The following is a 20,085-nucleotide window of genomic DNA, read 5'->3' as shown; positions in this document are numbered from 1 at the left end:
ATTCGTGAAATCACCCGTCGCAGACGCGCAAAGAACGCCTGCGGGCGACGCAGTGCGTCTGCCCGATTGCAACATCCTAAACCGGAATGATTACCCATGTCTGAATTCGCCAATGAGGCCGGAATCTGGGCCGCCCGCATCACCGGCGCCGTGGCGGGCGCGGGTGTATCGCTCGTCTATCTGCTGCCGAAAAGCAAACGCGAAGCCGCGAGCCGTTTCATCACCGGGGTCTCCTGCGGCATGATCTTCGGCGGCCCCGTGGGGCTGTGGATCGTGCAGCAGCTTGACATTGCCGGCGCGCTTTCGGGCCGCGAGATCATGGTGGCGGGCTCGGCCGCCGCCAGCATGGTGGCCTGGTGGGGGCTTGGCCTCCTGGTGCGCGTGGCCGACCGTTACAACGCCCGTCCCCGCGCTTAGCCTCCACACGCCTCCCTTTCCCCATTGCAGGAGTTACCCATGCACGCCTATCGCGGGCCGCGTCCCGCCACGCGCAAATTCGCCAATCTGGAACTGCGCGGCATTACAAGTGACGGCACGTTTTCCGGTTACGCCAGCGTCTTCGGCGAGGTCGATCTTGGCCGCGACGTGATCGAACGCGGCGCTTTCCACCGCTCCATCGAGGAACGTGGCGCAGCCGGCATCCGCATGCTCTATCAGCATGATCCGGCCGAGCCGATCGGCGCATGGCGCACCATTCGCGAGGACGAGCGGGGCTCTACGTCGAGGGTGTTCTCGCCCCCGGGGTCGCCCGCTCCCGCGAGGTGCATTCGCTGATGAAGACGGGCGCGCTGGACGGGTTGTCGATCGGTTTTCGCACCGTGCGTTCCAGTGGGGAGGCGCGATCCGGCAAGGCGGCTCGCACGGGCGTCAGGCGCATTCTGGAGGCTGATCTCTGGGAAATCTCGGTCGTGACCTTTCCGATGCTGCCGTCTGCACGGGTCTCTGACGTCAAGCATGCCCGCTTCTTCCGCGACCGCGAGACTGAACTGGTGCGCACCATGCGCCGCGCCGCGCGCTCGCTTTTCGACACTGCCTTCAAACGCTGACTTCCGACAAAAACTTCCGACAAACCACCTCCGACACAAGGATGGCGACATGACTGACCAGACCACCAAACCGGCCGCAACGACGGTCGCGCCGCAGGTGAAGGCCGTGCCCGACACGATGACGGCCGCCTTCGACGAATTCATGGAGGCCTTCGAAGCCTTCCGCGACACCAACGACCAGCGGCTTTCCGATATCGAGCGCAAGATGGGCGCTGACGTCGTGACCCGCGACAAGCTCGACCGCATCGACAAGGCGCTGGACGACAACCGCAGGATCATGGACGATCTGGCACTGAAGAAGGCGCGGCCCGCTCTCGGCCGCAAGGAAGCGCTCTCCCATGACGCGGATGAACACAAGGCCGCCTTCGAGGCCTATATCCGCCGCGGTGAGGAGGGGGCGCTGCGCGATCTGGAGGCCAAGGCCTTTGCCGGCTCGACAGGCGCCGATGGCGGTTTTCTGCTGCCGAGCGAGACGGATGGCGAGATCGGCCGGCGCATGACGGCGATTTCGCCGATCCGGGCGCTGGCGACCGTGCGGCAGGTTTCCACCGCCGTGCTGAAAAAACCGTTTTCGCCCGGCGGGCTTGCCACCGGCTGGGTCTCCGAAACGGCGGCTCGCCCCGAAACCACGACGCCGAAGCTCTCCGAACTTTCCTTCCCGACCATGGAACTCTACGCCATGCCGGCCGCGACCCAGGGCCTGCTGGATGATGCGGCGGTCGATATCGAAGCCTGGATCGCTTCGGAAGTGGACATCGCCTTCGCCGAACAGGAGGCCGCCGCCTTCATCGCCGGCGATGGCGTCAACAAGCCGAAGGGTTTCCTCTCCTATACGGCCGTCGCCAATGACAGCTGGAGCTGGGGCAATATCGGTTATGTCGCGACCGGCGTGTCGGCGGGCTTTGCATCTGCCGGGCCGATGGATGTGCTGCTGGATGCCGTCTATGGGCTGAAGGCCGGCCATCGCCAGAACGGTAACTTCCTGATGAACCGCAAGACGCAAGGGGCGCTGCGCCGTTTCAAGGACACGACCGGCGCTTATCTCTGGCATCCGCCCGCCGCCGCCGGCCAGCCCGCCTCGCTGATGGGTTTTCCGGTGATGGAAGCCGAAGACATGCCGAACGTCGCGGCAAACAGCTTCGCCATCGCCTTCGGGGATTTCCGTGCCGGCTATCTCGTCGTCGACCGCACGGGCGTGCGCATCCTGCGCGATCCCTATTCGGCAAAACCCTATGTGCTGTTCTACACCACCAAACGTGTTGGCGGCGGCGTGCAGAACTTCGAGGCGATCAAGCTGGTGAAGTTCGGGGTCAACTGACCGCAAACTTTGCTGCCCTTTTCTTCTCCCCGTCGGGGAGAAGACGGCCCGAAGGGTCAGATGAGGGGGGTAAGCTCTCCGCATATCTTTGGCCTCGCCCCCTCATCCCGCTGCCGCGACCTTCTCCCCTCGGGGAGAAAAAACAAGCCGCACCCGCTCGCGCAATATGTGATTACCTGCATTCCTTTCCGGAGACCCCATGACCTATGCCCTCATTCATCCGCCGCAGGCGGAGCCGCTGACGCTTGCCGAGGTCAAGGCGCATCTGCGTCTCGACGCAGGCGACGAAGATGCACTTCTCGCCGCACTGATCCGCACCGCCCGCGAGCATCTGGAGCGCGTGACCGGCCTTTGCCTGTTGCGTCAGACATGGCGGCTTTATCTCGACGGATGGCCGCCAGGCGACGTGATTCCGATTGGCAAGGGACCGGTGCAAGCCATCGAAACGATTCTGGTTTTTGATGGTCAAGGGCGCTCGACCGACATCACCGCCGCCGACAGATTGCTCGATGGCGAGGCGCGGCCCGCAAGGCTGTGGCTGCGCGATCCGTCGGCTCCCGGACGGGCGATGAATGGCATCGAGATCGACTTCATTGCCGGCTACGGCGAGGCGGGAACGGATGTGCCCGACACGCTGAAACGCGCCATGCTGATGCATGTGGCCCAGATGTTCGCCTTTCGTGGCGCTGTCACTCTGGAAAACCAGCCGGCGGGCGTTCCTGCCGGTTATGAGCGGCTGGTGTCGCCTTTCTGCCGTGTGGGTCTTTAAGCCATGAACCTTGTTTTTCTCGACCCCGGCAAGCTGACGGCACGGCTGGAGCTGGAAGTGCGCGTGCAAACGTCGGACGGGCAGGGCGGTGCTGCGGAAAGCTGGAATGTCCTGCGTTCGCTCTGGGCCGCAATCGAACCCGTATCGGATGCATCCCATGAACGCGCCTCGGCTGAGGGCGTGACGATCACCCACCGCGTCTGGCTGGCCCATCGCAGCGACATTGCCGCTGGCATGCGCTTTCGCAAGGGCCGGCGCATTCTGGCGATCCGCACGGTGATGGACCCGGACGAGACCGGCCGCTTCATCGTCTGCCGCTGCGAGGAGGAAAACCCGTGAGCGCTGCAAACCCGCTTCTGCAGGCGATTTTCGCAAGGCTTGGCAGCGACGTGGCGCTGACGGCGCTCATTCCCGGCGGCATTGTCGACCGGCTTTTACCGCGCGGGCTCTTGCCATTAGTCGTCATCGCCGACCTTGAAAGCCGCGATTATTCGACCGCGACGGAAAAGTCCGAAGAGCATTTTCTCACTCTGGAAATCTGGAGCGATGCCAATGGCCGCAAGCGCGCGGCTGAGATCGCAGCGCGGGTGAAAATCCTGCTCGACGATGCGACCCTTCCGCTAAGCGGTGTCTCGCTCGTCGCTCTGCAATTCCTCTCCAGCCGCTCGCGGCGGGAGCCGAAGACGCGGAATTTCCTTGCGGAAATGCGTTTCAGGGCGGTGACGGAGTAATTCTGTTTCACGAACCCTGCTTGCGCACGGCTCTCCACAGGACGATCAGCAGCAGAAATGAAATGCCGATCAGTACGGAGGCGATAATCAGCATGGCCGATACCCCGCCACGATCCAGCGCCAGCGTGAAGATGACGGGAGCCACGGCAATGGCAAGGTTCTGCGGCAGCGAGATGCGCGCTGCCTGGAGGCCATATTGCTCGGGTGAAAACACCGCCAGCGGCAACACGGCCCGGCTGACGGTGAGCACGCCCGCGCCAAAACCGAAGAACACGATGAAGGCGATGAAAGCGGGCATGGCGGGCGCAAAAGCGAGCAGCAGCAAAAGCGATAGCAGCAGCAGACAGAAACCGATCATGGCCGTTACAAAAGGGTTGCCGTGTTTTCCAAGCAGGAAATCGAGCCCGCGCGCCGTAATCGCAAGCACGCTGCGCGCCGCTGCCAGCTGCACGGCAAGCGATTGCGATGCGCCCGCCTGCACCAGCAAAAGGGGCAGCAGCGGCGACAGGCCGAAGGTCGTGAAGGCGCTGATCGTCGTCATTGCGGCCAGCAGCAGAAAGGCGCGTTTTGTGTCGACAGGCGATGGCGCAATCGCGGCCGCTTCCCCTGACTTTGCGGTTTTACGGGCCGGGCGTCCCGGAAGGACGAAGACATAAAGAGGCAGAAGAACGAAGAGTTGCAGACAGGCGTAAGCGATGAGGGTGCCGCGCCAGCCGAAGTGCTCAGCCACAAGCGCGGTGAGCGGTAGGAAAACCGCCGCAGAAAGCCCGGTAAACAGCATCAGAAGCGTCAGCAACCGGCCGCTTTCCGCACCGACCCGTTCCACCACCGCGGCGTGCGCCGCTGTCGTCAGGCCGCAGGCTGCCGCAAAACCGATCACCGCCCAGCCGATGGCGTAACTTATGACGCCGCCCGCGAAGGCGAGCACGACGAAACCGGCGGTGAACAGCAACGAGCCCGCCACAAGGACGGGCGCTGCGCCGCGGCGCACGAGCGTTCTTCCAAGATAAGGGCCGCACAGCGCGCTGATTGTCATCATGACGGTGAGGCCTGCAAAAACGACCTCGTTTGCGATGGCCAGTTCCTGCCCGATCCGTGGCCCGAGCACGGCAAGCATATCGAAACCGCTGCCCCAGCTGACGATCTGCCCAACCGCAAGCACGCCGATAAGGCGCGCGCGGGACGTGAAGGGGCGGCGTCGGACATGATGAAAATCGCGGGTGCGAGATGCGGGAATAGTTTTGGTAGCAGGCCCTTTGCGGCCCGGCAACATCAATCGAGACGACATCCATCGAAACGGCATTCATCGACACGAGAGGGAGAACACCATGGTGGCGCAGAAGGGCAAGGACCTGCTGCTGAAGATCAACAATGCCGGTTCCTATGTGACCGTGGCGGGGCTGAGGACCAAGCGGCTGGCATTCAACGCGCAGGCCGTGGATATAACCGACGGGGAAAGTGCCGGGCGCTGGCGCGAGCTTCTGGCCGGTGCCGGCGTGCAGCGGGCGTCGCTGACGGCGTCGGGCATTTTCAAGGACCTGGCGAGCGATGCGCTGGTGCGTGGCGCGTTTTTCGCAGGCAGCATTCCGGGGTGGCAGATCGTCATTCCCGATTTCGGCACCATCACCGGACCGTTCCAGATCGTCGCGCTCGAATATTCCGGCCGCCACGATGGCGAGGTGCAATTCGAGACTGCGCTGGAATCGGCCGGTCTCCTGAACTTCGGAGCGCTGTGATGCCGCAAGGACTGCGTTACGGGCGCGCGAACCGCCATCGCGGCGAGATCGAAGCGCTGATTGACGGCGAAAGGCGCATCCTGTGCCTGACGCTCGGCGCCCTCGCCGAACTCGAAACCGCCTTTCAGGCTGACGATCTCACCGCCCTTGCCGAACGTTTTGCAGGCGGGCGCATGAAGGCCGCCGACATGATCCGTGTCATCGGCGCGGGGCTGCGCGGTGCGGGCAACCTATTTTCCGATGAGGATGTGGCCTCAGCCACTGTGGAGGGCGGCATCGCCGGCCACGCCGCCATCGTCGCCGATCTTCTGACCGCGACCTTCGCCGGCCCAAGAGGAGAGACCCCGCCGGACCCTTGAGCGCCGCGGCAGGTGAGGCGGACGATGGCGCACCACGCCCGTTTCCCTGGGAGGCGGTGATCCACACCGGCTTATGCCTGCTGCGGCTTTCCTCCCAAACCTTCTGGCGCCTGACGCCAAGGGAGTTTTTTGCAATGACGGGCGGTGCGCGCGCCATTTCCCGCACCATCGACCGTCTGGCGATGGAGACGATGATGCGGCGGTTTCCGGATCGGTGAGCCGGGCTTTCGTATTGGTGAAAACCACCAGACAATTCAAAAATCTACGGCTCCGTTTTGAATCAGAAAGGCAAGCGCGATGGCAGGCGAAGGATCGATTGCGGAAAACCGTGAGCAGGCGGAAGCGCTGGTGGATGTGATGGGTGATCTCGAGCGGCGCTCCGAGCGGTTCGGGACGGCGCTGACCTCCGCCATGCAGGCGGCGGTGACGGGCGGCAAAGGGCTGGATGATGTGTTGCGCGGGCTCGGGGAACGGCTGTCCGGCATGGCGCTTTCCGCCGGCCTGAAGCCGCTGGAGAACATGATCGGCAATGCTGTCGGTGGGCTTTTGAACGGTGGCGGCTCCCTCTTCGCCTCTGCCGACGGCGGCGTGCCGGGACGAAACATCACGCCTTTTGCCGATGGCGGCGTGGTTTCCAGCCCGGCCTTCTTTCCGATGGGGGCAGGGCTTGGCCTGATGGGGGAGGCGGGGCCGAGGCTATCCTGCCGCTAAAGCGAGGTTCAGATGGGGCTCTCGGTGTCGCCGCACCGGCCGGTGGAGGTGGCGCGCAGATCGTTTTCAACGTGACGGCGACGGATGCGGCGAGCTTCAGAAAAAGCGAAGGCCAGATTGCCGCCATGCTGGCGCGCAGCGTCGGGCGGGGCCAGCGCGGCTTGTGACGGATTGCCCCTCCTGCCTATCCTCATTCCTGTGCCTGTCACAGGAATCCAGCCGACGCGCGTCTGCGCGGCGAAAAGACTCTTCTCAGCCCAAAGACTTGGGCTGGCTGGATCCCCTGTGACAGGCACAGGGATGAGGGAGAGCGAATGACGCACCTGCCCGACCTTTGTGTCGAGCGTCATCCTTCCATCTTTCCCAGACCATCAAAAAGAATCCAGGAACAACGACATGGCGGCATTTCATGAAGTGCGGTTTCCGCTGCGGCTCGCGCTTGGCGTGAGCGGCGGGCCGGTGAGGCGAACCGATATCGTCAACCTTTCCAACGGGCGGGAGAACCGCAACCAGCGCTGGAAGAATGCCAGGCGCGCCTATGATGCGGGATCGGGCATCCGCTCCGTTGCCGATCTTTACGAGGTGCTTTCCTTTTTCGAGGCGCGGCGCGGGGAGCTTTACGGCTTCCGGTTTCGCGATCCGGTGGATTTCAAATCCTGCCCGCCGGGCGCGGCGCCCGCCGCAACCGATCAGAGGATTGGCACCGGCGACGGGGTGACGGCGGGCTTTCAGCTGGTGAAGACCTATGCCGATGCGGGTGGATCCTTCAGCCGGCGGGTGCAGAAACCGGTCGAGGCTTCGGTCATCCTCTCCGTTGATGGGGTGAAAGCACTGCCGGCGGATTTTTCTGTCGATCATGCGACCGGCATGGTGACGTTTCGCGCCGGTCGGGCGCCGACAGCCGGTTCGGCGATCCGCGCCGGTTTCGAATTCGACGTGCCGGTGCGGTTTGCGATCGACCGCATCGACGTGAACCTGACCGCCTTCGAGGCGGGCCGCATTCCCTCCATTCCGCTGATGGAAATCCTGCCGTGAAGATTGTTCCTCCCGCCCTTGCCGAGCATTTGCGTGGCGACGCCACAACCACCTGCCATTGCTGGAAGGTGACGTTGAAGGACGGCGCGGCAATCGGTTTTACCGACCATGACGAGGCCCTTTCCTTCGCCGGTGTGACCTACCTCGCCGCAAGCGGTTTCGGGGCCAGCGACAGCGACAGCGAAACGGGGCTGGGCGCGAGTGCGGGCGAGGTGACGGGGGGCTTTTCGAGCGAGGTCATTTCCGAAAGCGAGCTGGCAGCCGGGCGTTTCGATGGCGCGAAGGTGGAGCTTTTCCTCGTCAACTGGCAGGCGCCGGAACAGCATGTGCTGCTGAACATGCGCGAGATCGGCGAGGTGACGCGGGCGGGCGGTGCGTTTCGCGCTGAACTGCGCAGCATCGCGCACCGTCTCTCCCAGCCGCAGGGCAGGGTCTATGGCCGGCGCTGCGATGCCGCCCTTGGCGACCGGCGCTGCGGTGCCGATCTGGCGCGGTTCACCGGCAGCGGCAGCGTGACGGGGGTGGATGCGGCGGGCAACCTTTCAGCCACCGGGCTTGATGCTTTTGCCGAAGGCTTCTTCAGCCGGGGAAAGTTGCGGTTTCTGACCGGTGGGCTCACCGGCAAGAGTTTCGATCTCGACGGGCATGAGAAGCGCGATGGCGGCACGCGTCTGTCCTTCTGGCTGGCTCCGGAACAGTCGCCGTTGCCGGGTGACGCTTTTTCAGTCATCGCCGGCTGCGACAAGAGTTTTCCGACCTGCAAGGCGAAATTCGCCAATCATTTGAATTTTCGCGGCTTTCCACATCTGCCGGGGGCGGATTTCGCCTATTCCTACGCCAGCGGCGGCCAGAGGCATGACGGCAAGGCGTTGTTTCCATGAAGAGCACCGGAGAAAGAGTGCTGGCGCTGGCTGAAGGATGGATCGGTACGCCCTATCGGCATCAAGCATCGTTGCAGGGCGTCGGCTGCGATTGCCTGGGTCTCGTCAGGGGCATCTGGCGTGCGCTTTACGGCGAGGAACCGGAACTGCCGCCGCCCTATGCGCGGGATTGGGCCGAACGCGGCGGAGAGGACCGGCTGATGGCGGCGGCGGAACGTTACTTTTCAGCGGTGTCGGATATGGGAGAGGCGAGGCCTGGCGATCTGCTGCTGTTTCGATGGCGAGCCGATGCCGCGGCCAAACATCTCGGCATTTTCGCAGGGCCTCAGCATTTCATCCATGCCTATGAACAGGCATCGGTGCTGCGTTCTGCGCTGGTGCCGGGCTGGAAGCGACGCATTGCCGGCGTCTTCCGTTTTCCCGATCCCTGATATTTTTCCGAGGCGAGCATGGCGACTATTCTCTTTCAGGCGGCGGGTGCAGCACTCGGCGGCGTTTTCGGCCCGGTGGGGGCCATCATCGGCCGCGCGGCCGGCGCGCTGGCGGGCAATGCCGTCGACCGCGCGCTGCTTTCGAACGGGCGGACGGTGTCCGGCGCCCGGCTTTCGACGGCACGTATTCCGGGCGCGGACGAAGGTGCTGCGATCAACCGGCTTTACGGCACGGCGAGGATCGGCGGCACGCTGATCTGGGCGACGCGTTTCGAGGAAAGCATCGCGGTGGAGCGTCGCGGCGGCAAGGGCAGTCGCGGCCCGAAGGTCGAGACCTATCGTTATTTCGCCAATCTTGCCGTCGGGCTGTGCGAGGGCGAGGCGGCCATGGTGCGCCGCGTCTGGGCAGATGGGCGGGAACTGGACCTGAGCGCCATCGAGATGCGCTTTTATCCCGGCAGCGAGACGCAATTGCCCGATCCGCTGATCGAGGCAAAACAGGGTGCTGGCAATGCCCCCGCCTTTCGCGGGCTGGCCTATGTGGTGTTCGAACGCCTGCCGCTTGACAGCTATGGCAACCGCATTCCGCTCATGCAGTTCGAAGTGGTGCGGCCGGTCGGAAGACTGGAAAAAGCCATCCGCGCCATCACCGTCATTCCCGGTGCCACGGAACACGGTTACGCGACGGCGCAGGTTTCGGAACGCACCGGCATGGGCGAGAGCCGCATCATGAACCGCAACGGCCCGACGGCCTTGACCGACTGGCAGGCCGCGATCGACGAATTGCAGGCGCTGTGCCCCAATCTGCAAAGCGTGGCGCTGGTGGTGAGCTGGTTCGGCACCGACATGCGGGCGGGTGAATGCCGCATTCTGCCGGGCGTGGAAGTGGCAGGTCGCGACAGGGAAAGTGCACCATGGTCCGTCGCCGGTGTTTCGCGCGGACAGGCACATCTCGTCAGCCACCACGGGGGTGGTCCCGCCTATGGCGGCACGCCGGATGATCAAAGTGTTGTGCAGGCGATAGCCGACCTCAAGGCGCGTGGTCTGAAGGTCTGCCTTTATCCCTTCGTGATGATGGATGTACCCGCTGGCAACGGCCTGCCTGACCCCTATGGCAAAGGCGAGCAGGACGCCTATGGCTGGCGCGGACGCATCACCTGTTTTCCGGCACCCGGCAGGGCCGGTTCTCCCGACCGTGGCGACGGCGTGCGTGAGGAGATTTCCGCCTTCTGCAACCGTACTGAAGGGTATCGCCGCATGGTGCTGCATTATGCGGCGCTGGTGGCACAGGCAGGCGGGGTAGATGCCTTCCTGATCGGCTCGGAGCTTCGCGGGCTGACAAGCCTGCGCGACCGCAACGACGCCTTTCCTTTCGTGGAGGAACTGGTGAGGCTGGCAAGGGATGTGCGCGCCCTCGTCGGACCGGTCACGAAACTGACCTATGGTGCCGACTGGAGCGAATATTTCGGTTATCAGCCCGCCGATGGTTCGGGTGATGTGTTCTTCAACCTCGATCCGCTCTGGGCAAGCCCGGATATCGATGCCATCGGCATTGACAATTACATGCCGCTCTCCGACTGGCGCGACAAGGATGTTGCAAACGGCAATCCTGACGGCATGACCGGCCCGGACGATGCCGCCGCCTTCCGCCGTGCGATCACGGCGGGCGAGGGCTTCGACTGGTTTTACGCGAGCGACGCGGACCGCGCGGCGCGGCGGCGCACGCCCATCACCGATGGGTTGAAGGGAAAGCCATGGGTGTTCCGCTACAAGGACATCAGGAGCTGGTGGCAGGATGCCCATTTTGACCGGGTGCGGGGTGCGGAGAAATTGACGCCGACCGCATGGGTGCCCGGCTCGAAGCCGGTCTGGTTCACCGAACTCGGCTGCCCGGCGGTGGACAAGAGTGCGACGCGCCCGAATGTGTTTCCCGATCCGAAATCGGCGGAAAACGCCTTTCCCTATTTTTCCCGCAGAAGCCGCGCCGACAGCCAGCAGCGGCGGTTTCTGCAAGCCCATCTCGACCATTGGACGGGCGAGGGTGATGCGGCGATGGTGGACCAGAACCGGGTCTACCTGTGGACCTGGGATGCGCGGCCTTTTCCCGCCTTTCCGCAGAATGTCGAAGCCTGGAGCGATGGCGGCAACTGGCGCACCGGCCACTGGCTGAACGGCCGGCTGGGCACGGCCACACTTGCCGATACCATGGCTGCGATTTTGACGGACCATGGCTTTTCCGGCTTCGATGTCTCGGCCGTCAGCGGCGATCTGACCGGCTATGTACAGGGCGATGTTACCTCCGCCCGCAACCTCCTGGAGCCGCTGATGACGGCGTTTCAGGTGGATGTGGCGGAAGATGGCGGAACCCTGCGTTTCCGCTCCCGCAATACGGCGGTCCTGCCTGTCCACGACGTTCCCGTGCTTGCCGATCTGGACGACGAGCCGCTATGGTCTGAAAATCGCGGCCATGACAGCGATTTTGCCGCTGAAGCCGTGCTGACCTCGTTCAATCCAGCGCTCGATTACGAGCAGGCAAGCGTACGTTCGCGCCGCGTTGACAATGCCGGTAGCCGCGTCGTGCGGCTGGACCTCAACGCGGCCCTGCCGGCGGAAACGGCGGAAGCAGCGGTTGATGCCGTGTTGCGCGACAATCGGCAGGCCCGGCGCACTTTGCGTTTTGCGCTGCCGCCAGGAGATGTCGTTCTCGAACCCGGCGATTGCATCCGCCTGCCGCAGGACGCTTTTCCGGAAGCTCCGGCAGGGCGGTTTCTGGTCAGCCGGATCGAGGATGGTGCTGTGCGGCAGGTCGAGGCACGCGCGTTTTCCGCCGCCCTCTCTGTTTTCGCGGGCGCTGCAGATGAGCTGCGAACAAACGGCGCTAGCGGCGCGGAAGGTTTCGCCCCGGAAGTGCTGTTTCTCGATCTGCCGCGCCATGACGGCATCGCGCCGGAGGATTCGGCGCGGATCGCCGTCCTTGCAAGACCCTGGCGTCCAATCATCGTTTCCGCATCGCCCGGCACGGAAGGTTACCGGCAGCGCGCGGTGCTGGATCGGCCCGCGATGATCGGCGCGCTAGCGATGCCGCTGATGCCCGGTCCCATTGGCCGTTTCGACCGCAAAAACACCATCCTGATCGATCTGCCTTTCGGAGAGCTTTCCTCGGCTCCGGAGCTTTCGGTGCTGAACGGTGAGAACCGGATCGCGCTCAAGGCTGCAAACGGCGTGTGGGAGATTGCCGCTTTTGCACGGGCGGAGGAAATCGCACCTTCGCGCTGGCGGCTTTCAACTTTGCTGCGTGGGCTTGGCGGCACGGACGATGCGCTGGCAGCGGGTACGCCCGCGGGAAGCCCGGTCGTGGTGCTGGATGCGGCCGTGCAGCCGCTCGGCCTTGCCGCAAGCGAACGCGGCAGGCGGCTGAACTGGATTGCCGAGGCAGCGGGGAGGGCGGGCGCGCCTGCCGGGCCTTTTGCCTTCGAGGGTGGTCTGCGGGCTGAAACGCCGCTTGCGCCGGTGCATCTTTTCGGCGAGCGGCGCAGGGGTGGCGTTCTGCTGCGCTGGATCCGCCGGGGCAGAATGGAGGCCGATGGCTGGGATGCCACGGACATACCGCTGGATGAGCCGTTCGAGCGCTACCGCGTGGAAGTGCTCGATAGCGGGGCCGTTAGACGCGCAGCGGAGGTCTCCGAACCCTTCTGGCTATACTCTGCGGCAGCCGAACTCACAGATTTCCCGACCTTGCGGGATCACATTTCCGTGCGTGTCCGCCAGCTTGGCCGCGCGGTGCCCTCGGGAGTGGCGGCGCAAGCCCTTCTCCCGCTCTGACAACCACCTGAAAAACAACGCAAAGGACGAGATTATGGAGAGTACCAAGCCATGGTATCAATCGCGCACGATCTGGGGCGCGCTGATTGCGGTTTTCGCACCGCTTTTCAGCATCGCCGGCCTTAACCTGCCTGCCGGCCTGCAGGGTGAGCTCGCGGAAGGGCTGGTGACGGTTGCGGGCGGAATTGGCGGCCTGATCGCGCTTTACGGCCGCCTTTCAGCGACCCGCGCCATCCACTGACAGCGCCCGTGCCCATGCCGTTCCCGCCGTGCGTCGTGGCGTCGGGGGCGGCATTCATTTGCCATTCAGACGCTTTGCGCTACATATTCGGTCACAATAGGGTTCGAGACGCACCCGGTTTTCTGTGGAAGTTTGTTCAATGGCATCACCTCTCATCATCGCGACGCTTGCAGCCGGGCTCTCCGGTTTCACGGCGCCCGAGGCTGATTTGCAGGGCCATTACATCCTGGCTGCCAGCGATTGCGGCGCAGCCGTCGCACGTGTCGTGCGCGAAACCGGTGGCCAGCTTCTTTCTGTCTATCCCTCCGGCGATGGTCAGTCCTGTGTCGTGACCGTTCTCGTCCAGGGCAATGGCGAGCGCCCGCGCAAGGTGACGATGCGCGTGCCGATGTAGCCTTGCCCGCATCGCCGAAATATCGGAAAACAATCCGAGATAATTAGCATGACCGGCAACGCGCGCGCGGGCCGGGACGAAGGAAAGGGCGGACAATGCGTATTCTCGTGGTTGAGGACGATGCCAATCTCAATCGTCAGCTGACCGATGCTCTGAAAGAGGCCGGTTATGTTGTCGATCAGGCATTTGACGGCGAGGAAGGGCATTATCTCGGCGATACCGAGCCCTATGATGCCATCGTTCTCGATATCGGCCTGCCGCAGATGGACGGCATCACGGTCGTCGAGAAATGGCGTGCGGCCGGCAAGGCCATGCCCGTCCTCATCCTGACCGCCCGCGATCGCTGGAGCGACAAGGTGGCGGGCATCGATGCCGGTGCCGACGATTACGTGACCAAGCCCTTCCATGTCGAAGAGGTTCTCGCCCGCGTGCGCGCGCTCATCCGCCGCGCCGCCGGCCATGCGTCCTCCGAACTTGTCTGCGGTCCCTTCAGGCTCGACACCAAATCCTCCAAGGCGACCGTCAACGGCACGACGTTGAAGCTCACCTCGCACGAGTTCCGCCTGCTTTCCTATCTCATGCATCACATGGGCGAGGTCGTCTCGCGCACGGAACTGGTCGAGCATATGTACGACCAGGATTTCGACCGGGATTCCAACACGATCGAGGTGTTTGTCGGACGTCTGCGCAAGAAGCTCGGGGTTGATCTGATCGAGACGATCCGTGGTCTCGGTTACCGGATGCAAGCGCCGGCAGATGCGAAGTAACTCTCTTACCGCCCGCGTTCTGCTGCTCGCCTCCGCTTGGTCGGCGCTGGCGCTTGTGGTAATCGCCGTCGTGATTTCGACGCTCTACCGGCAGGGCGTGGAGCGCAGCTTCACCGATCTGCTGCGCGCCCAGCTTTACAACGTCATCAATTCCGTGACGATTTCCAACGAGAACACGCTTGCCGGCAGCCCGCAGCTGGGCGATCTTCGCTTTTCGCAGCCCGATACCGGCTGGTACTGGGTGGTTGAGCCGCTCGGCAATTTCCAGACCGCGCCGCTGGTTTCCTCTTCGCTCGGCGTGTCCTCCTTGCCGGTGCCGAGCATTCTCGACGCTCCCTTCGATAACAGATATGAGCGCTTTTACGCCGTCACCGATGAGGCGGGCAACAAGGTGCGCGTGGCGGAAACGGAAGTCGTGCTGGATGGTGAAGGCCGCGCGGCGCGGTTCCGCGTCTCCGGCAATCTGAATGTCGTGGAAGACGATGTGCGCGATTTCTCCAACAGCCTTTATCTGGCGCTTGCCGTCTTCGGCGTCGGCAGTCTCGTGGTCAACGGCCTTGCCATTCTTTACAGTCTGCGGCCGCTCGATCAGGCTCGCCTTGCGCTCGGCAAGATCCGGGGCGGGAGGCGGAAAGCCTCGAAGGCGAATTCCCGCGCGAAATCCAGCCATTGGCAAACGAGGTGAACGCGCTGATCGACAGCAACCGCCGGCTTGTGGAGCGCGCGCGTATGCAGGTCGGTAATCTCGCGCATTCGCTGAAAACACCGATCGCCGTCCTTCTGAACGAGGCCCGCACGCTGGAACCGCAGCATGGCGATCTGGTGCGCGCGCAGGCGGATGCCATGCAGGCTCAGGTGCAATCCTATCTCTCCCGCGCCCGCATCGCCGCCCAGCGCGGCTCGATCCTTGCCCGCGTGGAAGCGGAACCGGCGCTGGAACGGCTGGTGCGCGTGATGCGCCGCCTGAACCCCGACAAGCAGTTCGTGCTGAATTTCGACCAGCCCGGCGCCGTCCTCGGCATGGAGCAGCAGGATCTGGAAGAGGTCGTCGGCAATCTTCTCGAAAATGCCGCCCGTTTTGCCCAGACGCGCGTGGTCGTCACGCTTGCGACCGGCACCCACCCGTCCTCCGATGCGGAAATCGCCCGTCGTTCCTGGGTGGAACTGACGGTGGAGGATGACGGGCCGGGGCTTGAGCCGGAACAGATCAGCGAAGCGATGAAGCGCGGCAGACGGCTTGATGAAAGCCGGCCGGGCACCGGACTGGGACTTTCCATCGTTTCCGAGGTGGTGTCAGAGTACCATGGCCGCTTTTCGCTGTCGCGCAGCGGCATCGGTGGGCTGAAAGCCGATCTGATTTTGCCGGGCCTCTCGAAAGAGCTTGCGTGAGGCAAGAAAAAAAGCAAGAAATTCAATGGTAGCATATTAGGTGCGATGCGGTAGGAAGAGGACAGGGTTTGGTTGACGTGTATGATGGCTGTCGCTCCGTGACGATGCGTTCGCTGGTGTCACGCCCGGCACTTCTCTCTATCCTGTGCGTTTCGATGCTGAGCGCCTGCACCACCACGGGCACCCGCCCGTCGGGCGGCGGCCTGTTCGGCCGATCCTCGCAGCCTTCGACGCCTTTCCTTGCCAATCTTGAGGGTGGCATTGTCGGGCGAAGCGGCGTGCAACTCGACAGGGGCGACCAGACCAAGGCGCTGGAAGCCGAATACAAGGCGCTGGAAACGGCCCCGGTCGGCACGCCGGTATCCTGGACCGGCGATGACGCCAAGGGTCAGGTGGTCGCCAATGCGCCCTATCAGGTCGGCAACCAGAATTGCCGGCAATATTCCCACAGCCTGACGGTTGACGGGCGCGAAACCAGGGTGCGCGGCGCGGCCTGCCGCAATGCCGATGGAAGCTGGTCTCCCCTGACCTAAATCACTTTGACGTAAATCAAGGTCGCGAACCCCGCGCAATGACAGGAAGAGGCATGGCGGCACAGGCGGAATGTGCTGGCGGTGCGGCGTGATGTCTCAAATTCACGTCATTGCCGCGCTTCATGTTTCCATGTGCCGCGCATTCGAGTAATTGAGCCTTATGTTCTGGATTGTCGTTGCGATACTGACGGCGGCTGTCGCCATCGTCCTGATGTACCCGCTGATGCGGAAGACCGAGGTGGCTGAGACGCGCCGCGACGGCGAAGTTGCCGTCTATCGCGACCAGCTTGCCGAACTGGACCGTGAACGCGCCGCAGGCCTGATCGGCGAGACGGAGGCCGAATATGCCCGCGCCGAAATCGGCCGCCGGCTGCTTGCCGCTGCCGATGCCGGACAAAATGCTGAGAGCAGCACCCGACCGCTGAGACACAATCTCGCCGCGACCCTCATCACCGTGCTGCTGCCGGCACTCGGGCTCTGTCTTTACATCTGGAACGGCAGTCCGGATGCGCCGGACATGCCGCTGGAGGCACGTCTTGAAAAACCCGGCAACGACATGAACCTGCTGATCGCCCGGGCCGAAAGGCATCTGGCGGAGAACCCGAATGACGGCGCCGGCTGGGATATTCTCGCGCCGATCTATTTCAAGACGATGCGGCTCGGCGATGCCGAGCTTGCCTATCGCAACGCTATTCGTCTTCTCGGACCCAGCCCGGAACGGCTGACGGGGCTTGGCGAAACGCTGGTGGCGGGCAATGATGGCATCGTCATCGAGGCCGCGCGCGACGCTTTTGCTGAGGCCGAACGGCTGAAGTCCGGCAATCCGCGCGCCCGCTTTTACCTGGCGCTCGCGCTGGAGCAGGCGGGCAAGGCGGAAGAGGCGCGTGCAGCCTTTGCCGCACTGGCCGCCGATGCGCCGGCCGGCGCGCCATGGCTGCCGCTGGTGCGCGAACACCTTGCCCGGACCGGTGGCGCGGCGGCCCCTGCCGCACCCGGCCCGACCGCAGGTGACGTGGCGGCGGCAAACGACATGACGCCTGCCGACCGGCAGGCGATGATCGAGGGCATGGTGGCGAGCCTTGACGCCAAGCTGAAGGATAACCCGGCTGATTTTGAGGGCTGGATGCGGCTGGTGCGCGCCTATTCCGTGCTGAAGAACGAAGCCAAGGCCGGAGAGGCCCTGCGGGCGGGACTGAAGGCTTTCCCGCCGGAGGGTGAGCAGGGCAGGCAGCTTCTGGCGCTGGCGAAGGAGCTGGGCGTTTCGGCCGGGCCGCTTCGGGGGAACGCGCCGCAGAATGCGATGCCGCAGGGAGTGACGCAATGACCCGCAAACAGAAACGTCTGGCGATCATCGGCGGCGGCATGAGCTTCATCGTTGCAGCCGTGCTGCTCGTCATGTTCGCCTTCGGCCAGTCCATTGCCTATTTCTACATGCCGGCCGATCTGGAGAAGACGCCGGTCGATCCCGGCACCCGCATTCGCCTTGGCGGGCTGGTGGCGGAAGGCTCCGTCAAGCGCGGCGAAGGCCGCACGGTGAGCTTCACCGTGACCGACGGTGAAGCGAACGTGCCGGTCAGCTATACCGGCATCCTGCCCGATCTCTTCCGCGAAGGGCAGGGCGTGGTGACGGAAGGCGTTTTTGATGCAGCCACCCACGGCTTCGTGGCCGACAGCGTGCTGGCCAAGCATGACGAGAACTACATGCCGAAGGAAGTGGCCGACCGGCTGAAGGACAAGGGCCTGTGGCAGCACACGGAAGAGGGCGGACAGCCTTCGGGCGCTGCGACTGAGGGGGCTTCGGCCGACAAGACCGGAGCGACAAAATGATCAACGAGATCGGCCACTATGTTCTGGTTCTGGCGCTCGCCGTGGGGCTGATCGTCTCGACCTTGCCGGTGATCGGCGCGCGGCGCAACGACCGTGCGCTGATGGATGTCGCCTCGCTCGGCTCCATCGTGATGTTCCTGCTGGTGGCCTTGTCTTTTGCTGCGTTGACAAGGGCCTATGCCGTCTCGGATTTTTCCGTTCGCAACGTCTGGGAAAACTCCCATTCGCTGATGCCGACGCTTTACAAGCTGACGGGTGTGTGGGGCAACCACGAAGGCTCGATGCTGCTGTGGTTGCTCATTCTGGTGTTTTTCAGCGCGCTTGTTGCCGTCTTCGGTCGCAATCTTCCGGAAACGCTGAAAGCCAATGTGCTTTCCGTACAGGCCTGGATTTCCGTCGCCTTCCTGCTGTTCATCCTCCTGACGTCCAATCCGTTCCTGCGTCTGGAGCCGGTGCCGGCCGAGGGGCAGGACCTGAACCCGATCCTTCAGGATTTCGGTCTCGCGATCCATCCGCCGCTGCTTTATCTCGGTTATGTCGGCTTTTCCGTCTGCTTCTCCTTCGCTGTCGCAGCCCTTCTGGAAGGCCGCATCGATGCGGCCTGGGCACGCTGGGTCAGGCCATGGACGCTTGCCGCCTGGACCTTCCTGACCGCCGGTATCTCCATGGGTTCCTACTGGGCCTATTACGAACTCGGCTGGGGCGGCTGGTGGTTCTGGGATCCGGTGGAAAACGCTTCTTTCATGCCGTGGCTTGCCGGAACCGCGCTCCTGCATTCGGCGCTTGTCATGGAAAAGCGCGAGGCGCTGAAGATCTGGACCGTGCTTCTGGCGATCATGACCTTTTCCCTGTCGCTGCTCGGCACCTTCCTCGTCCGTTCCGGCGTTTTGACCTCGGTCCATGCCTTCGCCACCGATCCGAGCCGCGGCATCTTCATTCTCGGCATTCTTACGATCTTTATCGGCGGAGCCTTTGCGCTCTTTGCATGGCGTGCGCCTTCGCTGAAAGCTGGCGGCCTGTTCGCGCCGATCTCGCGCGAGGGGCGCTCGTCCTCAACAACCTGATCCTGCCGGTCTCGACCGCGACCGTGCTGATCGGCACGCTGTACCCGCTCATTCTCGAGACCCTGACGGGGGAGAAGATCTCGGTCGGCGCGCCATTCTTCAATCTCACCTTCGGCCTGCTGATGATCCCGATCCTGATCGTCACGCCCTTTGGCCCGATGCTGGCCTGGAAACGCGGCGATCTGCTGGGCGCCTTCCAGCGGCTTTATGTGGCGGCGGCGATTGCTGCCCTTGCCGGGCTGACGCTCTGGTACGTGGAAAATGGCGGTCCGGTGCTGGCGGCGCTCGGCATCGCGGCCGGTTTCTGGCTGATCCTCGGCGCGTTGGCCGATCTCTGGTATCGCGCCAATTTCGGCAAGCTGGCCTTCGGTATCGCGTTCCGTCGCCTGAAGGGCCTGCCGCGCTCGGCCTTCGGCACCGCGCTGGCGCATATGGGGCTTGGCATCACCGTGCTCGGCATCGTCATCGTCACCACCTTCGAGACCGAAACGGTGCTGGAAATGAAACAGGGCATGGTGGCGGAGGCGGGCGGCTACAGCCTCACCTTCGATGGTATCCGCCATGCCGTCGGCCCGAACTTCACCGAGGATCGCGGCCATTTCACCATCCGCAAGGCCGGTGTGGAGGTGGCCGATGTCTGGTCGTCCAAACGGCTCTATACCGCGCGCCGCATGCCGACGACGGAAGCCGGTATCCTGACCTTCGGCCTCAGCCAGCTTTACGTCTCGCTGGGTGACCCCATGGACGATGGCGGCATGGTGGTGCGCATCTGGTGGAAACCCTTCATCCTGTGCATCTGGGGCGGCACGCTGTTCATGATGGCGGGCGGTTTCATCTCGCTCTCCGACAGGCGGTTGCGGGTGGGTGCGCCGAACCGCAAGGCAAAGCCGGCAAAAACGGCCGCGATGCCGGAGGCGGCGGAATGAGTGTGGCCTTGCTACCCTCATTCCTGTGCCTGTCACAGGAATCCAGTCGACGCGCGTCTGCGCGGCGAAAGACTCCTTTCAGCCCAAGGACTTGGGCTGGCTGGA

The 20,085-nt window shown here is 63.8% G+C and carries 18 protein-coding genes and 5 pseudogenes; 22 read left to right on the top strand and 1 reads right to left on the bottom strand.

Features of this window, described 5'->3' with window-relative positions; translation table 11 throughout:
- Nucleotides 1-96 precede the first annotated feature (96 nt).
- The 6 genes and pseudogenes from G3A56_RS06045 to G3A56_RS06020 all read left to right on the top strand — a co-directional run bounded on the left by G3A56_RS06045 (nt 97) and on the right by G3A56_RS06020 (nt 3,864).
- Entirely contained in the window at nt 97-417 is a 321-nt protein-coding gene (locus G3A56_RS06045) for a DUF6107 family protein (protein WP_003497097.1), read from the top strand.
- A 39-nt stretch (nt 418-456) separates the two neighbouring features.
- Nucleotides 457-1,046 (top strand): annotated as a pseudogene (locus tag G3A56_RS06040) (HK97 family phage prohead protease).
- 49 nt (nt 1,047-1,095) lie between these two features.
- Nucleotides 1,096-2,364 (top strand): phage major capsid protein, encoded by a 1,269-nt coding sequence (locus tag G3A56_RS06035; RefSeq protein ID WP_082183969.1) that lies wholly within the window; start codon nt 1,096-1,098, stop codon nt 2,362-2,364.
- Between the two features lie 199 nt (nt 2,365-2,563).
- Complete coding sequence (locus tag G3A56_RS06030) at nt 2,564-3,133, top strand: head-tail connector protein (RefSeq protein WP_082183970.1); 570 nt, start codon at nt 2,564-2,566, stop codon at nt 3,131-3,133.
- 3 nt (nt 3,134-3,136) lie between these two features.
- Nucleotides 3,137-3,472 (top strand): phage head closure protein, encoded by a 336-nt coding sequence (locus G3A56_RS06025; RefSeq protein ID WP_082183971.1) that lies wholly within the window; start codon nt 3,137-3,139, stop codon nt 3,470-3,472.
- Nucleotides 3,469-3,864 (top strand): DUF3168 domain-containing protein, encoded by a 396-nt coding sequence (locus G3A56_RS06020; protein WP_082183972.1) that lies wholly within the window; start codon nt 3,469-3,471, stop codon nt 3,862-3,864. Before G3A56_RS06025 ends, G3A56_RS06020 begins: the two co-directional genes overlap by 4 nt.
- 7 nt (nt 3,865-3,871) lie before the next feature.
- Here the strand turns inward: G3A56_RS06020 and G3A56_RS06015 are convergent.
- Nucleotides 3,872-5,070 (bottom strand): annotated as a pseudogene (locus G3A56_RS06015) (MFS transporter).
- Nucleotides 5,071-5,192: 122 nt separating this feature from the next.
- Here G3A56_RS06015 and G3A56_RS06010 point away from each other — a divergent pair.
- The 16 genes and pseudogenes from G3A56_RS06010 to G3A56_RS29585 all read left to right on the top strand — a co-directional run bounded on the left by G3A56_RS06010 (nt 5,193) and on the right by G3A56_RS29585 (nt 19,980).
- Complete coding sequence (locus G3A56_RS06010) at nt 5,193-5,600, top strand: phage major tail protein, TP901-1 family (protein WP_003497085.1); 408 nt, start codon at nt 5,193-5,195, stop codon at nt 5,598-5,600.
- Nucleotides 5,600-5,959 (top strand): gene transfer agent family protein, encoded by a 360-nt coding sequence (locus G3A56_RS06005; protein ID WP_082183973.1) that lies wholly within the window; start codon nt 5,600-5,602, stop codon nt 5,957-5,959. Before G3A56_RS06010 ends, G3A56_RS06005 begins: the two co-directional genes overlap by 1 nt.
- A complete protein-coding gene (locus G3A56_RS06000) occupies nt 5,956-6,177 on the top strand; it encodes a rcc01693 family protein (RefSeq protein WP_082183974.1) in 222 nt (73 codons plus the stop codon). Before G3A56_RS06005 ends, G3A56_RS06000 begins: the two co-directional genes overlap by 4 nt.
- A 79-nt stretch (nt 6,178-6,256) precedes the next feature.
- Nucleotides 6,257-6,837 (top strand): annotated as a pseudogene (locus tag G3A56_RS05995) (phage tail tape measure protein).
- 229 nt (nt 6,838-7,066) lie between these two features.
- Nucleotides 7,067-7,705 (top strand): TIGR02217 family protein, encoded by a 639-nt coding sequence (locus G3A56_RS05990; protein WP_082183976.1) that lies wholly within the window; start codon nt 7,067-7,069, stop codon nt 7,703-7,705.
- A complete protein-coding gene (locus G3A56_RS05985) occupies nt 7,702-8,586 on the top strand; it encodes a DUF2163 domain-containing protein (RefSeq protein ID WP_082183977.1) in 885 nt (294 codons plus the stop codon). Before G3A56_RS05990 ends, G3A56_RS05985 begins: the two co-directional genes overlap by 4 nt.
- Nucleotides 8,583-9,017 carry a C40 family peptidase gene (locus G3A56_RS05980; RefSeq protein ID WP_082183978.1) on the top strand — a complete coding sequence of 145 codons (435 nt, stop codon included), beginning with the start codon at nt 8,583-8,585 and terminating at the stop codon, nt 9,015-9,017. Before G3A56_RS05985 ends, G3A56_RS05980 begins: the two co-directional genes overlap by 4 nt.
- 18 nt (nt 9,018-9,035) lie before the next feature.
- On the top strand, nt 9,036-12,839 hold the full coding sequence (locus G3A56_RS05975) for a baseplate multidomain protein megatron (RefSeq protein WP_082183979.1): 3,804 nt from the start codon (nt 9,036-9,038) through the stop codon (nt 12,837-12,839).
- A gap of 34 nt (nt 12,840-12,873) precedes the next feature.
- Nucleotides 12,874-13,080: a hypothetical protein gene (locus tag G3A56_RS05970; protein WP_003497071.1), complete on the top strand. Its 207-nt coding sequence runs from the start codon at nt 12,874-12,876 to the stop codon at nt 13,078-13,080.
- Nucleotides 13,081-13,219: 139 nt separating this feature from the next.
- Entirely contained in the window at nt 13,220-13,474 is a 255-nt protein-coding gene (locus G3A56_RS05965; RefSeq protein WP_003497070.1) for a hypothetical protein, read from the top strand.
- Between the two features lie 95 nt (nt 13,475-13,569).
- Nucleotides 13,570-14,241: a response regulator transcription factor gene (locus G3A56_RS05960; protein WP_164056210.1), complete on the top strand. Its 672-nt coding sequence runs from the start codon at nt 13,570-13,572 to the stop codon at nt 14,239-14,241.
- Nucleotides 14,231-15,630, top strand: a pseudogene (locus G3A56_RS05955) (ATP-binding protein). Before G3A56_RS05960 ends, G3A56_RS05955 begins: the two are co-directional and overlap by 11 nt.
- Nucleotides 15,631-15,734: 104 nt before the next feature.
- Complete coding sequence (locus G3A56_RS05950) at nt 15,735-16,163, top strand: lipA protein (protein ID WP_003497058.1); 429 nt, start codon at nt 15,735-15,737, stop codon at nt 16,161-16,163.
- A 160-nt stretch (nt 16,164-16,323) separates the two neighbouring features.
- Complete coding sequence (gene ccmI, locus G3A56_RS05945; RefSeq protein ID WP_164056615.1) at nt 16,324-17,487, top strand: c-type cytochrome biogenesis protein CcmI; 1,164 nt, start codon at nt 16,324-16,326, stop codon at nt 17,485-17,487.
- Nucleotides 17,484-17,990, top strand: a complete 507-nt coding sequence (gene ccmE, locus G3A56_RS05940) for a cytochrome c maturation protein CcmE (RefSeq protein ID WP_035218206.1) — start codon at nt 17,484-17,486, stop codon at nt 17,988-17,990. The genes ccmI and ccmE overlap by 4 nt, the downstream gene beginning before the upstream one ends.
- Nucleotides 17,987-19,980 (top strand): annotated as a pseudogene (locus G3A56_RS29585) (heme lyase CcmF/NrfE family subunit). Before ccmE ends, G3A56_RS29585 begins: the two are co-directional and overlap by 4 nt.
- The last annotated feature ends 105 nt before the right edge of the window (nt 19,981-20,085 follow it).

Origin of the sequence: Rhizobium oryzihabitans, assembly GCF_010669145.1 — a bacterium.
Classification (GTDB): domain Bacteria; phylum Pseudomonadota; class Alphaproteobacteria; order Rhizobiales; family Rhizobiaceae; genus Agrobacterium; species Agrobacterium oryzihabitans.
Note: the sequence above shows the minus strand (reverse complement) of the source record. Positions and strands in the feature narration are given on the sequence as shown.

Excerpts from the sequence above, each read along its gene's own strand:
- G3A56_RS06045 (WP_003497097.1), top strand. The coding sequence starts at position 97 with ATGTCTGAATTCGCCAATGAGGCCGGAATCTGGGCCGCCCGCATCACC.
- G3A56_RS06035 (WP_082183969.1), top strand. The coding sequence starts at position 1,096 with ATGACTGACCAGACCACCAAACCGGCCGCAACGACGGTCGCGCCGCAG.
- G3A56_RS06030 (WP_082183970.1), top strand. The coding sequence starts at position 2,564 with ATGACCTATGCCCTCATTCATCCGCCGCAGGCGGAGCCGCTGACGCTT.
- G3A56_RS06025 (WP_082183971.1), top strand. The coding sequence starts at position 3,137 with ATGAACCTTGTTTTTCTCGACCCCGGCAAGCTGACGGCACGGCTGGAG.
- G3A56_RS06010 (WP_003497085.1), top strand. The coding sequence starts at position 5,193 with ATGGTGGCGCAGAAGGGCAAGGACCTGCTGCTGAAGATCAACAATGCC.
- G3A56_RS06005 (WP_082183973.1), top strand. The coding sequence starts at position 5,600 with ATGCCGCAAGGACTGCGTTACGGGCGCGCGAACCGCCATCGCGGCGAG.
- G3A56_RS05990 (WP_082183976.1), top strand. The coding sequence starts at position 7,067 with ATGGCGGCATTTCATGAAGTGCGGTTTCCGCTGCGGCTCGCGCTTGGC.
- G3A56_RS05980 (WP_082183978.1), top strand. The coding sequence starts at position 8,583 with ATGAAGAGCACCGGAGAAAGAGTGCTGGCGCTGGCTGAAGGATGGATC.
- G3A56_RS05975 (WP_082183979.1), top strand. The coding sequence starts at position 9,036 with ATGGCGACTATTCTCTTTCAGGCGGCGGGTGCAGCACTCGGCGGCGTT.
- G3A56_RS05970 (WP_003497071.1), top strand. The coding sequence starts at position 12,874 with ATGGAGAGTACCAAGCCATGGTATCAATCGCGCACGATCTGGGGCGCG.
- G3A56_RS05965 (WP_003497070.1), top strand. The coding sequence starts at position 13,220 with ATGGCATCACCTCTCATCATCGCGACGCTTGCAGCCGGGCTCTCCGGT.
- G3A56_RS05960 (WP_164056210.1), top strand. The coding sequence starts at position 13,570 with ATGCGTATTCTCGTGGTTGAGGACGATGCCAATCTCAATCGTCAGCTG.
- G3A56_RS05950 (WP_003497058.1), top strand. The coding sequence starts at position 15,735 with ATGCGTTCGCTGGTGTCACGCCCGGCACTTCTCTCTATCCTGTGCGTT.
- ccmI (WP_164056615.1), top strand. The coding sequence starts at position 16,324 with ATGTTCTGGATTGTCGTTGCGATACTGACGGCGGCTGTCGCCATCGTC.
- ccmE (WP_035218206.1), top strand. The coding sequence starts at position 17,484 with ATGACCCGCAAACAGAAACGTCTGGCGATCATCGGCGGCGGCATGAGC.